At 70.9% G+C, this 21,501-nt stretch carries 8 protein-coding genes; 3 read left to right on the top strand and 5 right to left on the bottom strand.

The window, feature by feature from the left end:
- Nucleotides 1–234: 234 nt before the first annotated feature.
- On the top strand, nt 235–951 hold the full coding sequence (locus KFLA_RS36075) for a hypothetical protein (protein ID WP_012923889.1): 717 nt from the start codon (nt 235–237) through the stop codon (nt 949–951).
- Here the strand turns inward: KFLA_RS36075 and KFLA_RS31470 are convergent.
- A complete protein-coding gene (locus KFLA_RS31470; protein ID WP_012923890.1) occupies nt 929–11,422 on the bottom strand; it encodes a hybrid non-ribosomal peptide synthetase/type I polyketide synthase in 10,494 nt (3,497 codons plus the stop codon). The genes KFLA_RS36075 and KFLA_RS31470 overlap by 23 nt on opposite strands.
- Nucleotides 11,370–12,638, bottom strand: coding sequence for an MFS transporter (locus tag KFLA_RS31475; RefSeq protein ID WP_012923891.1), 1,269 nt, complete (start codon nt 12,636–12,638; stop codon nt 11,370–11,372). The genes KFLA_RS31470 and KFLA_RS31475 overlap by 53 nt, the downstream gene beginning before the upstream one ends.
- Before the next feature lie 270 nt (nt 12,639–12,908).
- Between KFLA_RS31475 and KFLA_RS31480 the strand changes: the two genes are divergently transcribed.
- Complete coding sequence (locus tag KFLA_RS31480; RefSeq protein WP_041289567.1) at nt 12,909–16,094, top strand: glycoside hydrolase family 3 N-terminal domain-containing protein; 3,186 nt, start codon at nt 12,909–12,911, stop codon at nt 16,092–16,094.
- 58 nt (nt 16,095–16,152) lie between these two features.
- Here KFLA_RS31480 and KFLA_RS31485 read toward each other — a convergent pair whose 3' ends face one another.
- The 3 genes from KFLA_RS31485 to KFLA_RS31495 all read right to left on the bottom strand — a co-directional run bounded on the left by KFLA_RS31485 (nt 16,153) and on the right by KFLA_RS31495 (nt 20,043).
- Nucleotides 16,153–18,315 carry an MMPL family transporter gene (locus KFLA_RS31485; RefSeq protein WP_012923893.1) on the bottom strand — a complete coding sequence of 721 codons (2,163 nt, stop codon included), beginning with the start codon at nt 18,313–18,315 and terminating at the stop codon, nt 16,153–16,155.
- A 188-nt stretch (nt 18,316–18,503) separates the two neighbouring features.
- On the bottom strand, nt 18,504–19,427 hold the full coding sequence (locus KFLA_RS31490) for a GlxA family transcriptional regulator (protein WP_012923894.1): 924 nt from the start codon (nt 19,425–19,427) through the stop codon (nt 18,504–18,506).
- Nucleotides 19,428–19,434: 7 nt separating this feature from the next.
- On the bottom strand, nt 19,435–20,043 hold the full coding sequence (locus tag KFLA_RS31495; protein WP_012923895.1) for a cysteine hydrolase family protein: 609 nt from the start codon (nt 20,041–20,043) through the stop codon (nt 19,435–19,437).
- Nucleotides 20,044–20,277: 234 nt separating this feature from the next.
- Here KFLA_RS31495 and KFLA_RS31500 point away from each other — a divergent pair, with 234 nt between their 5' ends.
- Nucleotides 20,278–21,489, top strand: a complete 1,212-nt coding sequence (locus KFLA_RS31500; RefSeq protein WP_012923896.1) for an aldose epimerase family protein — start codon at nt 20,278–20,280, stop codon at nt 21,487–21,489.
- The last annotated feature ends 12 nt before the right edge of the window (nt 21,490–21,501 follow it).

Below are 21,501 nucleotides of genomic sequence, written 5' to 3' on the forward strand. Positions count from 1 at the left end.
CGGACCACCCTGGGTTCTCAATCCGCGGTCGGCGGGCGGTTCCTGGTCGCGGTCGGGCTTCCGCGGGTTCGCCGGTCCCGGTCGGGCCGGCGGCTGCGGGCGGCGAGCCAACCCGCGAGGCCGCGGCGGCGTCGTACCGGATCGGCGGGCGAAACACGCCGGCGGACCCGGGAGGCGATCACGATCGGCACGGACAGGTTCGAGCAGCTCTTCACCGAGGCGGCACCGCTGGTCATGGCCGGCCGGCACACGTGCGACGCCCCGCCGGTGGAGGGCGGGCGCTGGCCGGTCAGCACGGTCTTCCGTCCGCCGCTGGACAGCCCGATCAGCCGCCGGCTCGACGAGCTGACCGCCGAGGCCGCCGAGGTCGCTGGACCGCGGACCGGCCTCGCACCGACCGCGGACAGGCAGACCGGATCCGGGCCGGCGGGGCACTGGCAAACCGGGCAGCGGGGATCGGCGCACTTCACCATCCGGGCGCTGGAGAAGTACCGCGCGGCGGTCGCCGTCAACGAGCCGGTGATCCAGCGGTACGCGAGCGCGCTCCGCCGGACCTCCGCTCAGATCGGCGCCCTGACCTTCGAGCTGACCGGCCTGACGCTCACCCAAGGCACGGTGATGGCCTGCGCCCGCCCCCTCGACGACCAGGCCGACCGCTTCATGGACCTGTACGCCGAGGAGCTCGGCGCCGACGCGTGGTACGAGCGGGACCACTACTTCCGCCGCGACATCTGGTACGTCAACCTGCTGCATTTCACCACCACGATCCCCGACCCAGCCGCTCTGATCGACTGGGTCGCCGCACGTCGCCACCGCACCTTCGGCCAGGTCACCGTCGACACCGCTGAAGTCGTGCGCTTCCGGCTCGTCGACGGCCCTCGTCCGCACATGCGTCCCGAGGTGCTGGCCGTCGCCCCGCTGCGTCAGGTCATGGACCGGTCAGCGCGGTGACCAGGCTCATGGCCCACTCCGCGATCGTGGTGGAAGTGAAAAGGTCGGTGGAGTACTCGATGTCGAGCGTGAACGCCTCCTCGGTGACCGTGAACACGACGTAGAGCTCGGTCCGGGCCTGGCCCGGCACGCTGAACCCGCGCGTCCGGAACTCCCCCGACGGCAGCGTCAGCGTTGCTCCCGGGGTGGTGATCACGGTGAACAGGACCGCCGGGTACGGCAGGTCGGCCTGGTCCGGGAGCGCCGTGCGGACCACCTCAGCGAGCGGCAGCGCCTCGTGGTCCAACGCCGCGTACAGGGCGCCGGCCGTCTCGCCGAGCAGGTCCGGGGCGTCGAGCCTGACCCGGACCAGGACTGCTTCGCCGAGGTAGCCGATGATGCCGTCGTGCTCGGGACGGCTGCGGCGTGCGCTGGACGCGGGCAGGATCACCTGGTCCTCCCCGCAGAGATCCCCGAGCCAGCGTGCGAAGGCGGCCGCGATCACGACGTACGGCGTGGTGCCCGCTTCTGCGGCTCGTGCTCTGAGGCGGGCGGCCAGTTCGTGGGGCAGGTCGACATGGTGCGTGGCTCCGTCGCCGGACAGGACGTCGGGGCGCGGGTGGTCGACCGGCAGGTTCGGGCGGAGCGACGCGCCGGCCAGCTCGTTGCGCCAGAACGCCTCCAGCTGTGTCCTGGTCTCCCCGGTGAGGGTGTCGCGCTCCCAGCGGGCGTAGTCCGTGAGCTGGGCGGTCGGCGGGGCGAGCTCGGCACCGGTGTACAGGGCGGACAGCTCCTGCCAGAAGAGCCGTGCGGACCAGCCGTCGTAGATCAGGTGATGGACGACGACGACCAGCACCCAGTGCTCCGCCGACACCCGGCCGAGGCAAACTCGCCACAGCGGTGCCTGCGCTGGATCCATCGCCGGCTGGGCGGCCGCCACGCACCAGGCCTGGATCTGCGACTCGTCGTCGGGCAGTTCGTGCACGGGGAGGGTGATCGGGACAGCGGCGAAAACCTCCTGGCGGTCGGCAGCGATTCTCGTCCGCAGGGCAGTGTGACGGTTTGCCAGCGTCCGCAGCGCTGCTTGCAGGGTTGCGGGGTTGAGGTCGCCGGTGACGTCGACACGGGTGATGCCGTTGTAGACCGACGCGTCTCGCCGGCTCCGATGACGCCCCAGCACCCGCCGCTGAGCGAAGGTCAGCGGCGCGGTCTCCACCACCACGTCACCTTGCGCCTTGGCCGCGACGGCGCGGAGGGTGGGGGCACGGAAGAACTCGGTCAGGGTGAGCTCCACGCCGGCCGTCTCACGCACCAGGTTGAGCAGCCGCACAGCCAGCAGCGAGTGCCCGCCGAGCGCGAAGAACGAGTCGTCGACACCGACGGCCGTGACCCCGAGCACCTTGCACCACACCTCGTGCAGCGTGTGTTCCATCGCCGTACTCGGTGTTGCGCTCCCCCGCGCATTCTCGGGCGCCGGCAACGCCGCCCGGTCCAGCTTGCCGGTACTTGCCAATGGCAACCGGTCCAGCCGGACCCACCGTCGCGGCACCAGGTACTGCGGCAGCTGTGCCGACAGGTGGTCGGTGAGCTCGTCCCCGCCCACCGTCCCTACCACATATCCGACCAGTTCACCGTCGACGGCCAGCACTGCGGCGTCGGTGACCAGCGGGTGATCGAGCACCGCAGCCCGGACCTCCCCCGGCTCGATCCGGGCACCGCGAATCTTCACCTGCTCGTCGCGGCGGCCGTGGAACTCCAGCCCCCCGTCCGCCCGCCAACGCCCGAGGTCCCCGGTGGCGTAGCTGTTCGGCGCGAAGAACGCGGCCGCGGTCTCCGCAGACCTGTTCAGGTAGCCGTCCGTCACGCACACACCCTCGACACAGATCTCACCGACAGCACCCATCGGGACCGGCCGCCGCTCCGCGTCGAGCAACCGAAGCCGTACGCCGGGAATCGGCCGGCCGACCGGCGGAGCGATCTCGCCCGGCTCGACCCGGTGCTCGGTCACGCCGATGGACGCCTCGGTGGGACCGTAGCCGTTGTAGAGAACGCAGTTCGGGTGTGCGGCGAGGAACTCGAGGTCCGCAGCGGTCAGCCTGACTGTCTCACCGGCGGTGAGGATCTCCCGCAACGACGGCAGCGACGGCTTGGTCGCGAGCAGCGAGTGCACCGCGCTGTAGGGCATCACGATCCGCTGCACCTGGTACCTGTCGATGGTCGCGGCGAGCGCCTCGACGTCGTACCGGGACGCGTCGTCGATCAGTACCAGGGTTTGGCCTGCGGCGAGCGTCGTGAAGACTTCGTGCACGCTGCCGTCGAACGTGGGAGTTGCCCACTGCAACAACCGGGTCGGCGGGTGGGCAGCGACGTACTGGAGGACGTGGTTGACCGTGCCGCGGTGCGGGACCAAGACGCCCTTCGGAGTGCCGGTCGAGCCGGAGGTGTAGATGCAGTAGGCCAGATCGTCCGGGGTGACGTCTGTTCGCGGCCGGTCGACCGGGCCCGCGTCGAGGTCGTCGATGCGCAACCGCGGGCGGTCACCGAGGTCGGGCATCCCCTCGGCAGTCACCACCAGGGCCGCGTCGGCGTCGTCCACGACAAGGCGGAGTCGCTCGACCGGCACGGTCGGATCGAGGGGCAGATAGGCATAGCCGGACTTGAGCACGCCCAGCAGCGCCGCGATCTGCTGCGGACCCCGTGGCAGGCACAGCGCGACCAGCTCACCGCGACGGACTCCGCGGGTGAGCAGTTCGGCAGCGATCCGGTTGGCCTGCCGGTCGAGCTCGGCGTACGTCGTATCGCCGTACGCGCCGGTGAGAGCGAGCGCCTCCGGGTGCTGGTCGACCTGACGCTCGAACAGTTCGTGCAGGCAGAGCGTCGACTCCTCGGCCGGTCGGCCTTCCAGTTGGGCGAGCAGCCGGCTGTCCTGCTCGGTGAGGACGGCGAGGTCCGGGACAGCGACCGGCGTACTGGCAGTGGCGAGGTCGAGAGTGGTTCCCAGGTAGTCCAGCAGGCGCTGGATCGTGGACTCGTCGTACAGGTCGGTGTCGTACTCCACGACGCACTGGACACCGTCGGGCCGGTACGTCAGGTAGAGCACGAGGTCGAGTGGAGCGCGCTCGCTCGGCAGGTCGAGCAGAGTCGCCGAGACCGTGGGCGGCGCGAACGAGATCTGCTCACTGCCGCTCTCGAACTCGACCGCGACGCCGAACAAGGGGTTGCGGCCGGCGGACCGCTCCGGGTTGAGCGCCGCGACGATGTCCTCGAACGGCAGGTCGCGGTGGTCGACGGCGTCCATCAGCGCGAGGCCGAGGTCGCGGGTGACGTCGGCGAACGCGGCGGTCGCGGGAATCCGGACCCGCAGCGGCAGCGTGTCGACGAACATGCCGATCGCGTCGCCGGCGTGCTTGCCGCGGCCCGAGACGCCGGTGCCGAGAACGAAGTCGCGCTGACCGCTGAACCTGGACAGGACGACGGACAGTCCGGCGAGCAGCGTACTGAAGACGGTGACCCCGGTCCGGCCGGCGAAAGCGGTGAGCTGCTCGGTCAGGCGGCGGTCCAGGTCGTGGGTCAGTGAGCTGCCCGCACCGCTGCGCCGCGGAGGTCGAGGCCGATCGGCCGGCAGCTGCAACTCGGGCGCACCGGACAAGTGCTCGACCCAGAAATCGAGATCGCCCTTCTTCCTCGCCTCGAGCGCCGCCGGCTCCTGGTCGCCGCCGGCCGGCAGGTGGAGACCGTCCGTGGCGGCTGGGAGGTCCGGGTCGTCCGGCCAAGACCGGTAGTAGGCGCCGAGATCGCGGGCGAGCACGGGCGTCGAGGCCGAGTCGAAGACGATGTGATGAGCAACCAGCAGCAGAACGTGATGCCGCTCGGAGAAGCGCACCAGCTGCGCACGGACCAGCGGACCGGTCGCGGGATCGAGCTCGCCCAGCCGCACGTCCCGCAGTACGGATGACAGGTCTTTGCCCTCAGCATCGACCATCGGACAGTCGATCGGCGCCGTAGCGCCGACGAACGCGCGCGGCTCCCCGTCGATCTCCCTGAACGTCGTCCGCAACGCAGGATGCCGGTCGGCCACCTTCTGCAGCGCACCCCGCAGCGCGACCGGATCCAGCGGTCCGCGCAGCTCGATCGCCTTCGGCTCGTGGTACCTGTTCGTGCCGGGATTCAGCTGCTCCAGGAACCAGATCCGCCGCTCCGGCGGCGTCAACTCCCGTCCCTCGTGACGTGGGGGTGCGGCACCGTCGTACTCGGCCCGCAGAGCGTCCACCGCGGTCAGACTCTGCATCACCTGCTCAGGTGCCACTCCGAAGTCGACGAAGCAGGCGATCTCGTCCGCACCGGCTGCCAGCAGGGCATCGACGATCGTGGCGCAGCTGTCGGGCGTACCGATCAGGGCCCGGGACTCGCAGTACCGCTGGTACGCCTGGCCCAGCAGGAAGTCGACGTCGTCGGCCGGCGTCTTGTCCAGGTCGATCTGGAACCCGAGGCTGTTGGTCACCTGCCCGAACAACGACAACGAAGACCGCAGATAGTCGCAGAACGGCCGGTACGCCGCGGCGCGGACCGCCTCCAGGTCGTCGCCGACGTAGGTGTGCAGCAGCACGACGACCCGGCCCGCGTCAGGGTCGAGGCCGTGCTCGGCGCGAGTGGACCGGTAAAGCGCGATGTTGGCCGCCAGGTCCTCGACCGACTGAGCCATCAGGTTGGTGACCACGCCGATGTCGTTGCGGGCGGCAAGTTTGTACGACTCGGGGTTGCCGACGACCGCGGCGTACAGCGGCGGCTGGTCCTGCAGCGGACGGGGGTGCAGGCGGACCTCGGTCGATTCGCCGTTGCCCGCGGTCGCGGTGATCGCCTCGCCGGCCCACAACCTGCGCACGGTGTCGAGGTGCTCGTACAGCTCCTCGCGGTGCCGGCCGTAGCTGTCCGGCGCGAACACGAAGTCCCGCGCGTGCCAGCCACTTGCGACGCACATCCCCGCCCGGCCACCGGACAGGTTGTCCACCACCGACCACTCCTCGGCCACGCGGATCGGATGGTGCAACGGCAGCACCACGGAGCCGGCGTGCAGCCTGATCCTCTGGGTCCTGGTCGCGAGGGCCGCGGCCAGCACGGACGGATTCGGGAACAACGCCCCGAACGAGTGGAAGTGCCGCTCCGGCAACCAGACAGCGTGGAACCCGTGGGCGTCCGCGTACTCGGTCGCCTTGAGAATCAGGCCGTACTTGTCCTGCGCCGCGTGGTCGGGGTAGTCGCCGAAGAAGTACAGGCTGAAGTCGCAGCCGGTGCGGCGATGGGGCGAGTTGCGGCGGGCGGGCGTGGGTTGGGGCGGCGCTTCTGGGTGGGTCACGGTGGCCGGCGGCGCGGTGCTGCTGTCGACCATCGGCGTTGACGCCTGCTGGGTTGTCGGAGAAGCGCCATTCAGGAAGGCGAGTTGTTCTGACATCAGGTCGGTGACTCGGTCGACCATGCGTTCGGCGAGCCGTAGTTGGCGGTCCACCAGTTCGCGCCGGCCTCCGTCATCGACCGCCTGGGCCGCAGGTGCCTCCTGCAGCTGGACGGGCTGCGACTCCTGCTGCAGTGGTTGAGGGACTACAGCGGCGGATGGGCTGAGGAGGTCGACGAGTCTGTTCGGGGTGTCCGCGTCGTCGAAGAGGCGGCGGACGGGGATCTTGACGCCGAAGACCTCATCGAGGTCACCGACGAGGCGCATCAGCGAGAGCGAGTCCGCGCCGAGACTGAGGAAGGTGGCCTCAGCCGGAACGGCGTCCGGCTCCATCCCCAACGACGGCGCCACCAACTGCCTCACTTGCTGCAGCACCGCTGCCCGCTCCGCCCCGACAGACTGCACCTGCATCTGCTCCACCCCTTGCATCGGCTCGGTCGCACGCATCGGCTCGGGTGTTCTGGCCGGCACGGTTGGTTGCGGTGGCACTGCCGTCTGCGGCGGCACCGTCGGCGTGCTCGGTCGGTCGTACCGACGCCTGGCCAGTGGATGGCCCGGCAGCGGGATGCGGCGTCCGGTGGACACCATCGACCAGTTGATGTCGGCGCCGGCGCGGTACAGCGCCGCCAGCGTCTGCGCGAACTGGTCCTCCGCCCCCTTCCGCTGACTCGCCACCCACGCGCTCCCCGGCAACGCCCTCCGCCCGAGACCGCTCAGCACCGCATCCGGACCCACGTCCAGGAACCGATTCCCGCCCCGCTCCCGCACGGCCCGCATCAACAGGTCGAAGCGCACCGCTCGACGCGCGTGCTCGACCAAGTACCGCCCATCGACACCGGACAGCACCGCCCCGTCCGTCCCACGGAAAACCGGCACCCGCGGCGGCCGGAACGCCACCTTCTCCGCAAACGCCCGCAACTCCCCCAGTACCGGCTCCACCATCACCGAGTGAAACGCGCGCTCCACTCCCATCCGCCGCCACGACACCCCGCGACCATCCAGTACGCCGACCGCTCGCGCCATCGCGTCCTCCGCACCCGACAGCACCACCCGATCGCGACCGTTGACCGCGGCAACCTCCACTCCGCACTCGGCGGCGATCTGCTCCGCCTCCGCCAGCTCCGCGCCGACGGCAACCATCACGCCCGGTTCCATCCCGGCCTGCATCAGCTCCCCCCGCCGAGCCGTCAGCAACGCCCCATCCGTCAACGACAGAACCCCCGCCGCGTGCAGCGCCGCGTACTCCCCCAAGCTGTGCCCCACAACGAAGTCCGGCACCACCCCGAGTCCGCGCCAGACCTCCGTCCACGCCGCCTGATGCGCGAACAGCGCGACCTGCCCGAGCTCCCCTTCGCCCTCCAGCACGGGGACGCCCAGCACCCGCTCGATCTCGTCGAACACCTCCCGGGCCGGCCGGAACGTTCGGTACATCCACTCCGACATCCCGGAGTACGCACTGCCCTGGCCGGAGTACGCGAACGTCAACGGCCCCGTCACCACCTCTCCCGGGTCCTCGCCCAGGGCGGCCACCACCTCGCCCACCTCGGCGCCGACAACGGCCCGGCGACAAGCGTGATGCCGCCGCCCGACTCCCATCGTGGTCGCGACATCGGCCACCGCCACCTCAGGACGAGCCGCCAGGTACGCCCGCAACGACGCACTCAACTCCCCCAAAGCCTCCACCGACTGCGCCGAGACCGGCACCACCACGGGGTGGAAGCCATTCGTCTGTCCATCGGTTGCCTGCGGCACCGGCGTCTCGTCCCGTCCCGACTCCAGCGGCGGCTGTTCGAGCACGATGTGGGCGTTGGTCCCGCCGACACCGAGGGCGCTGACGCCCGCCCGCCGCGGGACGCCGTCGGTCCGCCAAGGGCCGGAAGCCGTGATCAGTTCGAAGGGGCTGCGCTCGACCCGCAGATCAGGGTGCGGCTGGGTCAGGTTGAGCGTCGGCACCAACCGGCCGTGCTGCAGCATCAGGATCGTTTTGATCAGCCCGGCCAGGCCCGCGCACGAGTCCAGGTGCCCGACGTTGGCCTTCACCGACCCCAGGCCGCACTTCGCCGTCCGCTGTCCCGCGCCGAACACCCGGGACAACGCCTCGAACTCCACCGGGTCCCCCAGAGCCGTACCAGTGCCGTGCGCCTCGACGTACGAGATGGTGTCGGCGCCGACGCCGGCCCGCTCCAGCGCCCGGCGTACGACGTCGACCTGGCCGGAGACGCTCGGCGCGGTGAACCCGACCTTGCTGGTCCCGTCGTTGTTGACCGCGCTGCCGAGAATCACGGCGTGCACGGTGTCGCCGTCGGCCAGCGCGCGGTCGAGCCGCTTGAGCAGCACCGCGGCGACGCCGTTGCCGCCGACCGTGCCGTCCGCGGCGGCGTCGAACGGGCGACAGCGCCCGGTCGGCGACAGGATCGACCCCGGTACGTGCCGGTACCCGGCATCCTGCGGCAGCCGGACGGCCGCGGCCCCGGCGACGGCGAGATCCGCGTCGTCGTCCAGCAACGCCTGCACGGCGAGGTGGACCGCGACCAGCGAGGTGGAGCACGCCGTCTGGACCCCGATCGCCGGTCCGGTCAGCCCGAGCCGGTACGCGACGCGGGTGGCGAGGAAGTCCGCGGTGGCGCCGATCGTCGCCTGCATCGCCGTCGGGATGTCGGCGGCGGCCGCGCCGGCCGGCTGGTCCTGGTGGCCGTAGAGGTTCATCCCCGTACCCGCGTAGACCCCGATGCGGACGCCGGGTTCGGCGGACGGGTAACCGCCGTTCTCCAGCACCTCGTGCGCGACCTCCAGGAACTGCCGGTGCGCCGCGTCGGTCAGCGCCGCCTCCTTCGGCGACATGCCGAAGAACTCCGCGTCGAAGGTCTCCGCGTCCTCGAGCACCCCGCCGACCGGCACGTGATCCGGCCCGCCCGCCGCGGCGAACGTCGACACACTGTCCACCCCGCCCCACAAGTTCGCCCAGAACTCCTCCACCGTCCGAGCCCCGGGGAACCGAGCAGCCATTCCGACCACTGCCACCCGCCGATCCACCACCCGCCGCCCGGCCTCGTCCGCTCGGCCGTCTGGTTCCACCTGCGCCGGACCCGAGGCGGCGAGCTGCTCGGTGAGCCAGTGAGTCAGCGCATCCACCGTCGGGTGCTCGAACGGCGTGGTCGCCGGCACGTCGATCCCGAGCTGCTCGGTCAAACCCGCGCGGAGGCGCGCCAGCTTGATCGAGCTCAACCCCACCTCGTAGAACGGCGCGTCGACCGCGACCGGCTGCCCCGCCAGCTCCGCCACCAGTCGCCGCACCACCGCCCCGACCTCCCCGACGGACGGGGCCATCCGGTCCTCGCCGGCCGACCGTCCGCCCTGGCTCGCCGCCGAATCCCGGGAGTACCGGCCGGCCTGGTACCGCGCCCGCAACTCCGTACGGCGAACCTTGCCGCTCGCCGTGCGAGGGAACTCCCCAGCCGGAACCCGAACGATCTCGGCAGCAGTCAGCCGCAACCGCCGGAAGAGCGCCGCCCGGATCGCCGGCTCCACCTCCCCCGGCGTACCGGCGTCGTCGACGAAGACAACCAGGTCCTCCGTCCCCGTCCCCGGGTTCGGTACGCCGCAGACGCCGACGCCGCGCAGGCTCAACCCGTCGACCCCGCCGACGACCTCCTCGATCTCGTGGCAGAAGACGGTGTGGCCGTTCAGCACGACACTGTCGCCTTCCCGGCCGGTGATCACCACCTGCCCGTCGGCCACGAACGCGAGGTCGCCGGTTCGCAACCACTCACCGTCGGGCAACGCGGCCGCAGTGGCCGACGGGTTGTTCAGGTAGCCGGCGGTGATGCGTGCCGACCGGACCTGCAGCCGGCCGATCCGCAGCTCGGGCAGGACCTCGTCGTTGTCGTCGACCACCCGCACCGTCGCCCCGGGAGCCGGCGGGCCGACCGCGACGAACGTCGTACAGTCGGCGTCCGGCACCGACGGTTCGGCGAGCACCAGGTCACCGGCCAGCGACGACTTCAGCACCCGGAGCACGCCGCCCTGGGAGGTCAAGGCGCCGATCGTGATCGCGGTAGCCGTCTCGGCCATGCCCCAGGCCGGCCGGAAGCGCTCCCGACCCAGGCCGGCGCGAGCGGTCGCGGCGAAGAACCGGTCGACCACCGGCAGCACGATCTGCTCACCCCCGGACACCACCGAGCGGACACAGCTGAGGTCCAGCTCGAGGTCCTGCCGCGCCGCGAACGCATCGGCCGCGAGCTGCAGCCCGAACGTCGGCGACCACGCGTGCGCGACGCCGTACTGGGCCGCTTTCTCCAACCAGAGCGAGGGATTCGCCAGCACGTCGGCGGTCGGTAGGTGCACGTTGGTCGACCCGGTGAACACCGGCAGGACGTGGTACAGCAGCAGCGCGCCGCTGTGGTCGACGGGCAACCAGTTGAGCATCGTCTCGCCAGGTCGCACGTCCAGCACCCGACGCGATCCGGCGGCGAACTCGGCCAGCCCCCGATGGGTGAGCGCCGCGGCCTTCGGTGCGCCGGTGCTGCCGGACGAGAGCATCAGCAGCGCCACCTCGGCCGGATCCGGCCGGTGCAACTCGTCGGCGGGCAGCGACTGCTGGAGCTCGTCGACGACCGCGGGCTGGAAGCCACGGTCCGCCAGTACGACGGCTCCGGTGCGGTCGGTCAGTACTGGCGGGGTGTCCAGCAGCGCCCAGGTGTGGCGGAGCCGGTCGAGCACCGGAGAACCCGGCGACACCTGCTCGCTGATCACGGCCGGCTGGATGCCACCGAGCAAGCAGGCCCAGAACGCCGGGAAGAAGTCGTCCAGGGACAGGCCTTGCACGATCACCGGATCCCCGCTGGACAACCCGGTGGCGCGGAGACCGGTCAGGATCCGTCGGGCGCGGTCGAGCAGGTCGGCGTACGTGAGCAGGCCGGCGGGGGTCCGTACGCCCGCCGCCGGGAATTCCGTGGCGGCCCGGGTGAGGGCCTGCACGGCGTCGGCAGGGTCAGCTCCGGTCAGGATCAGCTGCGAGCCGCGGGTGAGCGACGAGTTCGCCATCGGGTGTTCTCCTCTGTGAGAGCAACAGAAAGGCCAGTACGCCGGCCACCGCGACCCCGTGCAGTCCACCAACCACCGCCAGCACCGGCAGGACGTCGAGCAGTCCCGCGCTGAGCACCATGCCGCCGCCGAACGCCGAGTTCTCGACGCTCGCGGACAGGCCGAAAACCCGGGTGCGCTGCGCGGCCGGCAGCGCCTGCAGGGTGGAGACGTAGCCGATCTCGGAAACCCCGTCGGCGATTCCCGCCAGCAGCGAGACAGCGATCAGCCAGCCGGTGGGCAGCCCGGTGAACGCGAGCACGAACGACGCCGACATCACGCAGGTGGCGACCGCGAACACCCGGTGGTCGATCGTCGTCACCAGCCGGGAGACGAGCTGGTGCGCGCACAGACTGCCGATCGCCCAGGCCGTCATGAACTGGGTCATCACCGCGGCCGGGTTCTCCGGCGCCACCCCGGTCGCGAAGATCGGCAACGCCACGTTGTGCCCCGCCGACGCCAACGCGTCGAGCCCGCGCACCACCACCATGCCGACCACGAGCGCGGGCAGCACTCGCCACACCGCCCGCCACCGAGTCAGGCCGTCCGCCTCCGGGCTGCCTGCTGCCGACACCGGGTCCGCGGTCTTCGCTTCCCCTGGCGCTCTGCGCTCGGGACTGGGCCACCTGACGAACGACAATGCCAGCGCGGACACCAGGAACGACCCACCGTTCAGCAGGAACGCCGCGTCGTACCCGCCGAGGTCGATCACCACCCCCGCCGAGCCGAACCCGAGGATCGTCGCCAGCGACCGCGCCGTCACCAGCCGCCCGTTCGCCCGCCCGCGCGCCTCTTCACCGACCAGGTCCGGCACACCACTGCGCAGTACGACGACCAGCGTCGTGTTGCCCACCCCGAGCACCACCGCGACCAGCAGCAGCATCGCCAGACTCGGCGCCACCACCAGCGCCACCATCCCCGCCGCCTGCACCAGATCCAGGCCGATCAGCAACGGCCGCCGCGCGATCCGCCCCAGCACCCGCGCCGCGCCCAGCCCCGCCAGAAACCCGGCCCCCAGCCGAACCGCCATCACCACACCGGTCGCCCACGAGCTCCCGGTCAGGTGGTAGCTGAACAACCCCAGCGCGATGAGATTGAGGAAGTTCCCGTACGACGACACGCCGTAACCAGTCAGCAACAGCCAGAAACCGCGCGACTCCCCCCGGGCACCGCCCATAGGTCGGCCCCCTTCCCTCACCGCTGGACCCCCGCATGGCCCAACGCCAGGTAGCTTAGGGAGCTTTCCCACCCTCCGACCGCTTCACCGGAGAGTCGTTCACACCTCGCCCCCTCGCCATACCCCAGCGCACCGGAGCGGGCAGCGCGTCTTGCGGTGTGAGAGCGCTCTAGTTCCGGAACCGGTGAGGTCTTGACCGGGGGTTCGGCAGGGCTGAGCATCGGGCCCGACGTGGGTGTGAGGCCTGCGCGGAGTGTGAGGGAGTCGCCCATGCCCAGGTGGCCAGTTGTTCGTACGCCGCGACGCCGGACGGCGGTGATCACGGCGGTGGCGGTGCTCGCCGGGTTGCTGCCGCTCGGGGTCGCCTCGCAGGCGGCGGCCGATGATCCGGCGCCGACGGTGCTGGCCGCGTTCGAGGGGGCGGAGCCGTTCGCGGCGCCGCCGAACCCGGGCATCTTCGGGTGGGGCAGTGACGCCGACGACCAGCCGACGATGGAACTGCGGGCGCGGGCCGACGCGCCGGCCGGGGAGAAGGTGCTGCACGGCAAGTACGACATCTCCGGCTGGGGCGGCTTCAGCCACGACGTCACCTTCGACACCGACCCGGGCAACTGGTCGGTGCACAAGGGCATCCGGTTCTGGTGGTACGGGCAGAACACCGCGCCGCTGCCGCCGGGCTCGGGCAAGCGGATCTTCTTCGAGATCAAGGACGGCGGCGCGAACGCCGAGGCGTCGGAGCTGTGGAACACCAGCTTCACCGACGACTGGCAGGGCTGGCACCTGGTCGAGATCCCGTTCACCGACTTCGCCTACCGCGGCGACTACCAGCCGGTCGGCGGCATCGACCAGATCCTCAACCTGACCCAGATGTGGGGCTACGCCTTCACACTGCCGGCCGGATCTCCCGGTGAGTTCCAGATCGACCAGGTGGAGGTCTACGGCAAGGCCGACCCGGCGCTCAAGGCGAGCGTGGTCACCGACGCCGGCGTCTACCCGGTCACGGAGGGCGGCACCGCCCAGGTCAAGGTCTCCCTGGCCACCACCGGCGGCGTACCGCTGGAGGAGCCGGTCACGGTCGAGTACCGCACCGGCACCGGTACGGCGAGCGCGGGCGACTACAACCCGGTGTCCGGCGCCGTCACCTTCCCCGCCGGTACGCCGTCCGGCGCGTCCCGAACCGTCCAGGTGGTCACCCGCAAGGACAAGTCCGCCGAGGTCGCGGAGACGATCCCGCTCGAGCTGACGGTCACCGGCGCCAAACCCCCGGCCACCCAGCCGGTGGTTGTGATCAACGCGCACGACCTGCCCTACCTGAACGCCAAGCTCCCGGTGAAGACCCGGGTCAAGGACCTGCTCAGCCGGATGACGCTGGCGGAGAAGGTCGGCCAGATGACCCAGGCCGAGCGCAACGCGCTGCGCTCGCGGACCGACATCGCGTCGTACGCGCTGGGCTCGCTGCTGTCCGGCGGCGGCTCGGTGCCGACGCCGAACACGCCGGCCAGCTGGGCCGCGATGATCGACACGTACCAGCTGAACGCGCAGGCGACCCGGCTGCAGATCCCGCTGATCTACGGCGTCGACGCGGTGCACGGGCACAACAACGTGATCGGCGCGACGATCCTGCCGCACAACATCGGCATCGGCGCCACCCGTGACCCGGACCTGTCCCGGCGGACCGGCGAGGTGACCGCGACCGAGGTCCGCGCCACCGGCATCCCGTGGGACTTCGCGCCGTGCGTGTGCGTGGTGCGCGACGACCGCTGGGGCCGCACCTACGAGGGCTTCAGCGAGGACCCGGCCCTGGTCAAGGCGATGTCGACGGTGATCACCGGCATGCAGGGCAAGGCCGACGGCAGCCAGCTCAAGCAGAACACCAAGGTGCTGGCCTCGGCGAAACACTACGTCGGCGACGGCGGTACGACGTACGGTTCGTCGACGACGGGTGCGTACAAGATCGACCAGGGGGTCACCGAGGTCACCCGGCAGCAGCTGGAGGCGATCCACCTGGACCCGTTCAAGACGTCGGTCGATCTCGGCGTGGGGACCGTGATGCCGTCGTACTCGTCGGTGGACGTCATCGGCGACGAGAAGGGCCCGGTGAAGATGCACGGCAACGCCGAGCTGATCAACGGTGTGCTCAAGGACCGGATGGGCTTCGACGGATTCGTGATCTCCGACTGGCAGGCGATCGACCAGCTGCCGGGCGACTACCCCAGCGACATCCGCACCTCGGTCAACGCCGGCCTGGACATGATCATGGTGCCGACGAACTACCAGGGCTTCACCCAGGGCCTGACCGACGAGGTCACCGCCGGCCGGGTCAGCCAGGCCCGCGTCGACGACGCCGTCCGCCGGATCCTGGTGCAGAAGTTCCGGCTCGGCCTGTTCGAGCAGCCGTACGCCGACACCAGCAAGCTGAGCGAGATCGGCGGCGCCAAGCACCGGGCCGTCGGGCGGGAGGCGGCAGCCAAGTCCCAGGTGCTGCTGAAGAACGACGGCAACGTGTTGCCACTGGCAAGCACCTCGAAGGTGTACGTGGCCGGCAGCAACGCCAACGACCTGGGCAACCAGCTCGGCGGCTGGAGCATCAGCTGGCAGGGCAGCTCCGGCGCGACCACCACCGGCACCACGATCCTCGACGGGATCAAGCAGGTGGCGCCGACGGCCACGTTCAGCCAGGACGCGTCGGCTCCGCTGGACGGCCACGACGTCGGTGTGGTGGTGGTCGGCGAACGCCCGTACGCCGAGGGAATCGGTGACGTCGGCAACGGGCACGACCTGCTGCTGACCGACGCCGACAAGGCTTCGATCGACAAGGTGTGCGCGGCGATGAAGTGCGTCGTGCTGGTGGTCTCCGGCCGGCCGCAGGTCGTCGCGGACCAGCTCGGCGAGATCGACGCGCTGGTGGCCTCCTGGCTGCCGGGCACCGAGGGCGCGGGCGTCGCGGACGTGCTGTTCGGCAAGAAGCCGTTCAGCGGGCGGCTCCCGGTCACCTGGCCGAAGTCGGAGGCGCAGCAGCCGATCAACGTCGGCGACGCGGCGTACGACCCGCAGTACCCGTACGGCTGGGGGCTGACCACCCAGGCGGCCGCGCGGCAGAAGCTGGCCGACGCCAAGGTGGCGCTGCTGCGCAAGGGTTTCCTGGACCCGAACGTACTGCTCGCGGCCGTCTCGATCGACGTCGCGCTCCGGACGAAGGACTGGTCCGGGCCGCAGGCAACGATTGCGCTGGCCGCGCTCGGTCAGACCGGCAAGTACCTGCAGCGCAGCCGGGTCGACGGGTTCGCCGAGGACGACGCGGTGGTCGGCGCGGCCCGCTGGATCGCGCAGGACGCGATCGGGCAGGACCTGGACCAGGCGGTGTCGAAGCTCACCTCCGACGCCGAGCACCTGGCCCTCAGCGGTGACCTGAGCACGGCGATCGCCAAGCTCACCGCGGCGTACAAGCTGAAGTGACGCAACGCTGTGGGCCCGGAGCGGTTGCTCCGGGCCCACAGCTTCGCCTGCTGCTGGGTCAGACCGCTGCCAGCTCGCGCTCCTCCTCGGTCCGCGGCGTCCGGGCGGCCGGCAGCTTGTTCGGCCACCAGGCCTTCCGGCCGAGCAGGACCAGGATCGACGGCAGGATCACGATCCGGACCAGGGTCGCGTCGATCAGCACCGCGACCGCCAGGCCGATGCCCATCTGCTTCATCTCCATCATGCCGAGCGTGGCGAAGACCGCGAACACCGAGACCATCACCGCCGCCGCGCTGGTCACCACGCCGGCCGACTCGGTGATGCCCTTGCGGACCGCCTCCCGCGGGCTGAGCCCCTCCTGCACGGCCTCGCGGATCCGGCCGAGCACGAAGACGTGGTAGTCCATCGACAACCCGACCAGGATCACGAACAGGAACAGCGGGATCCACGAGACGATGAACCCCGGCGAGGTGAAGTCCAGCAGTCCCTCGGCCCAGGTGTTCTGGAAGACCAGCGTCAGCGCGCCGAAGCAGGCACCGACCGAGGCGAGGTTGAGCAGCGTGGTGACCAGCGCGATCGCGACGCTGCGGAAGGTGAAGGCCATCATCACCAGCGTCAGCCCGAGCACGAACGCGATCACGTACGGCAGCTTGTCGCGCTGGTTCTGCCCGGAGTCGACGCCCTCCGCGTTCTCGCCGCCGACGGCCCAGGTGGTCCCGGACGCCGTGGCGAAGGCGCTCGGCACCAGCGACCCGCGCAGCTGCTCGAGCGCGACCCGGGCGTCCTCGTTGGTGTCCGGCCGGACCGACACCAAGGTGAGCACCGCGGTGTCACCCGCGGTCCGGATCTGCTGTCCCGGCGGGGCCACGAACTGCCCGCTGCCGACGGCCGCCTGCTGCAGCTCGGTCAGCGCCGCCACCGGCGGCTTGCCGCCGTCGGTCCGCCCCACCACCTCGTACGCCATGCCCTGCGACGGGAAGTTCGCCTGCAGCTGCTGCATCGTCTTCACCTCGGGAATGCTCTGCGGCAGCGTGTTCAGACCACCGGGTTCGGTCTTCATGCCGAGCGCCGGTACGGCGAGCGCGATCACCGCGACGGCGGAGATCAGCAGCGCGGCCTTGGGGAAGCGCAGCACCGGAGCGAGCAGCCGGCGGCTGATGCCGCCCGGACCGATCCGCCGGTTGAGCCGCCACAGCAGCGGGACGCGCGGGCGGTCGACCCGGTGGCCCAGCTTCGCCAGCAGGGCCGGCAGCACGGTCAGCGAGCCGAGCACCGCGACCGCGACGACCACGATCGTTGCCGTCGCCATCGACGAGAAGACCGGGTCCTGCGCAACGTACAGCCCGGCCATCGAGACGATCACCGCGACGCCCGAGACGACCACCGAGTGTCCCGAGGTGGCCGCGGCGATCTCGACGGCGTCCACCGTGCCGTGGCCGCGACGGCGTTCCTCACGTTCCCGCTTGAGGTAGAACAACGAGTAGTCGACGCCGACCGCCATGCCGATCAGCAGGACGACGTTCGCCACCGAGCCGCCGTCGGGGAACAGGTAGGACAGCGGAGCGTAGAAGCCGAGCGCCGCGCCGACGGCGGAGAACGCCAGCAGCACCGGGATCCCGGCCGCGATCAGCGCACCGAACGCCAGCAGCATCAGGCCGAAGGTGATCGGCAGGCTGAGCTTCTCGGCCCGGGCCAGATCGCTGCCGACCTGCTTCCAGATGCCTGCGTCGAGCGACTGGCTGCCGGTCTGCTGGATGGCCAGGCCCTGGTGCGCCTGCTGCACCTCGGCCGTCGCCGCCACCAGCTTGTCGACGTTGTCGGCCGCGTCGTCGTCACTGCCCTTGAGCTCGATCGGCAGCAGCACTGCCTTGCCGTTCTCCGCCCACACCGCGTCGCCGACGTTGTCGACCGCGTCGAGGGCGGTCATCTTCTGCTTCAGCTGGGCCAGTGCGGTGGTTGCCGCACGGCGGTCCAGCGGGCCGTCCGGATCGGTCACCAGGACGGTCTCACCGGGCTTGTTCTCGAGGCCGGCCTGCTGGATCAGTTCGGCCGCCTGGCCGGACTGGCCGATCCAGGTGTCGGCCGCCTTGGTCTTCTGGGTGGGGACCGCGATCATCAGTCCGACCGCGACGCCGACGAGCAGCAGCCAGAGGCCGATCGCCCGCCATGGATGGGTTGCACTCCACCGTGCGACGTGCACGGTCATCGATCGCCTGCTCATGTGTTCTGCCCTTCACCGTCTTCGCCGAGGCACCCTGCCTGCTGCACCTAGAGCCTGGTAGTCAGCGGGGGGAATCTCAGGAGACGTGACACCCCAGCAGGGGTGGACCTAGACCCACCCGTCCTTCGCCTGCGCCGGCTCGCTCCCAGTCGAGGCCGGCGCGGTGCGGTCGGGCAGGGCCAGGAGTTTCAGGCCGAGGTGGCGAAGTGGTCGCGCGCGCGGAGCCGGCGCAGCATCCGGGCGTCCTCGAAACCGACCAGCCGGGCGGCGGCCTCGACGGTGGCGCCGTGGCCGATCAGGTGCTCGGCGCGTTCCAGGCGCAGCAACTGCTGGTAGCGCAGGGGTGTCAGGCCGGTCGCCGTGGTGAAGACCCGGGTGAGGGTGCGCTCGCTGACGCCGGCCGCGCGGGCCAGCTCGGCCAGCGGCAACCGCTCGGCGTACCGGGTGTCGATCACGTCCTGGACCCGGTGCGCCACGTCGCTGAGATGGCCCCGGTGCCGCAGCATCGCGCTCTCCTGCAACTCGTCGCCGTTGCGGCGGGCGTAGACGACCATCTCCCGCGCGACCCGGGCGGCCGCCTCGGCGCCGTGCTCGACCGCGACCAGGTGCAGTGCGAGGTCGATGCCGCTGGCAATCCCGGCCGAGGTGATCACCCGGTCGTGCACGACGTACAGGACGTCGCGGACGATGCTGCCCTGCGGGTACCGGGCGGCGAGCTCGTCGGTCAGCTCGTGGTGTGTGGTGTACCGCCGCCCGTCGAGCAGCCCGGCCGCTCCGAGCGCGTCGGCCCCCGAGCACACGCTGGCGACCGACCCGCCGTTCGCGTGATGGCTGCGCAGGACCTGACGCGTGCCGGCCGAGATGGGCGGCCGGGGCGACAACCGGGGCGACCGCCAGCCCGGGACGACGATCAGGTCGTCCCGGCCGAGCGACGGCCAGTCCCGCTGCGCCTTCAGTACGACGCCCTGGGCGGTGCTGATCTCCTCGGACTCGGCGACGTAGGACAACCCGTAGGCGTAGCCGAGATCGTTCGCCGTCGAGAACACCTGGGCCGGCCCGGCGAGGTCGAGCAGGTGCAGGCGGGGGACGAGGAAGAACGCGACCTTGGGCATGATCTGGTCAGGATGCCACAGGCATCCGGCTCAGCCCGGCCTGCTCGTCCAGCGTCCGTATGGTGGCGAACCGGCCGGCCAGCGCGTACTCCGTGCGCTCGACCACCGTGGCGGGCATCAGCGTCCGCGGATCGGCCAGCACCTCCTCCAGCGACGCGTCGGCCGGCAGGGTCCAGTGCGGCAGCGGGGTGGTCGCGGTCGCCTCGGTGACGAACACGACGTCGTACCCGAGGTCGAAGGCGATCCGGGCCGTCGTCTCGCAGCACTGCTCGGTCCGGATCCCGCTGATCACCAGTTCCCGGATGCCGTGCTGGGTGAGCAGCTGCTGAAGGTTCGTCGTGGTGAAGGCGTTGTGCGCGGTTTTGGTCAGCACCGGCTCGCCCTCGGCCGGCTGCAGGCCCTCGATCAGGCGGACGTGCCCGTTCGCCGGGTCGAAGACGCCGCCGGTGCCGGGCTCGGTGTGCAGGACCCAGACGACCAGGTCGCCGCGGTCCCGCGCGGCCCGGACCAGCCGGCCGACCCGGTCGGCGATGTCGGGATGGTTCACGGCCTGCCAGTTCGGCCGGGCCCGGAAGGACTCCTGCACGTCGATCACGATCAGCGCTGTCTGGGTCATGGCTCCAGCCTGGCGGTCGCCCGACGCCCGCGAAAGGCACCATCGAGACCCGGGGCGGACGGATCCGGTCAGGCCGGCCGGCACTTCCTCCGCTCACACCGTGAACCGGTCCAGTCATCGGACGAATCCGAACGGTTACGAACTGTTCCAAACACCGGACGCCGGTGCTTACAGTGCCCGGGTCGGGGTGAGAACGCTCTCGCCGACCAACCGCCCACCGACGGAGGGGACTCCATGCCTGACCACCTACCTCGTCGCCACGTTCTGCGCACCGCCGGCGCGCTCGGCCTGGGAGCGGCCGCGGCCGGCGCGCTGACCGGCCCGGCCGACGCCGCGCCGACGGCTACTACAGTCGCGTCCATGGGTTCACACCACGGCCGCCTGTCCATCCGCAAGGACCCGTTCGGTACCACCCCGGAAGGGGTCGGCGTCGACGTCTACACGTTCGGCAACGGACGGGTCACCGTCTCGATGCTGACCTGGGGCGCCACCATCCAGCGGGTCGAGACCCCGGACCGCCGGGGCCGCACCGAGAACATCAGCCTGGGCTTCGACAACCTGCCCGACTACGCCGCCCTCAGCCCGTACTTCGGTGCGACGATCGGCCGCTACGGCAACCGGATCGCGAAGGGCCGCTTCACTCTCGACGGGCGCAGCTACCAGATCCCGGTCAACAACGGCGAGAACGCCCTGCACGGCGGCACGCTCGGTTTCGACAAGAAGGTGTGGAAGGCCAAGGTCGTGCAGACCCCGTCGGCCGTCGGCGTCGCGTTCAGCTACGTCAGCCCGGACGGCGAGATGGGCTTTCCCGGCGAGCTGACCACCACGGTCACCTACACGCTGAACAAGCAGGACGACCTGCGCATCGACTACCACGCGACCGTGGCCGGCAAGCCGACGGTGGTGAACCTGACCAACCACGTCTACTTCAACCTGGCCGGTGAGGGCAGCGGCTCGATCGACGGCCACGTCCTGCAGCTGAACGCCCCGTCGTACACGCCGGTGGACGAAGGGCTGATCCCGACCGGCGAGATCGCCCCGGTGGCCGGTACGCCGTTCGACTTCAACCGCCCGACGGCGATCGGCGCGCGGATCCGGGACGACCACCCGCAGCTGGTGATCGGGCGTGGTTACGACCACAACTTCGTGCTCGGCGGCAAGCCGGACCGCGACGGCCTGCGGTTCGCCGCCCGCTTCTGGGAGCCCGAGGGCGGCCGCACCGTCACCGTGCACACCGCCGAGCCGGGCGCGCAGTTCTACAGCGGCAACTTCCTCGACGGCACGTTCCAGGGCATCGGCAACAAGTCCTACCGCCAGGGCGACGCCTTCGCCTTCGAGACCCAGCACTTCCCGGACTCCCCCAACCACCCCAACTTCCCGTCCACGGTTCTCCGCCCTGGCGAGACCTACCGCTCCACCACCGTCTACTCCTTCGGCACCAAGTAGTCCGGCCGGTTC

Source organism: Kribbella flavida DSM 17836, assembly GCF_000024345.1.
GTDB classification, from domain to species: domain Bacteria; phylum Actinomycetota; class Actinomycetes; order Propionibacteriales; family Kribbellaceae; genus Kribbella; species Kribbella flavida.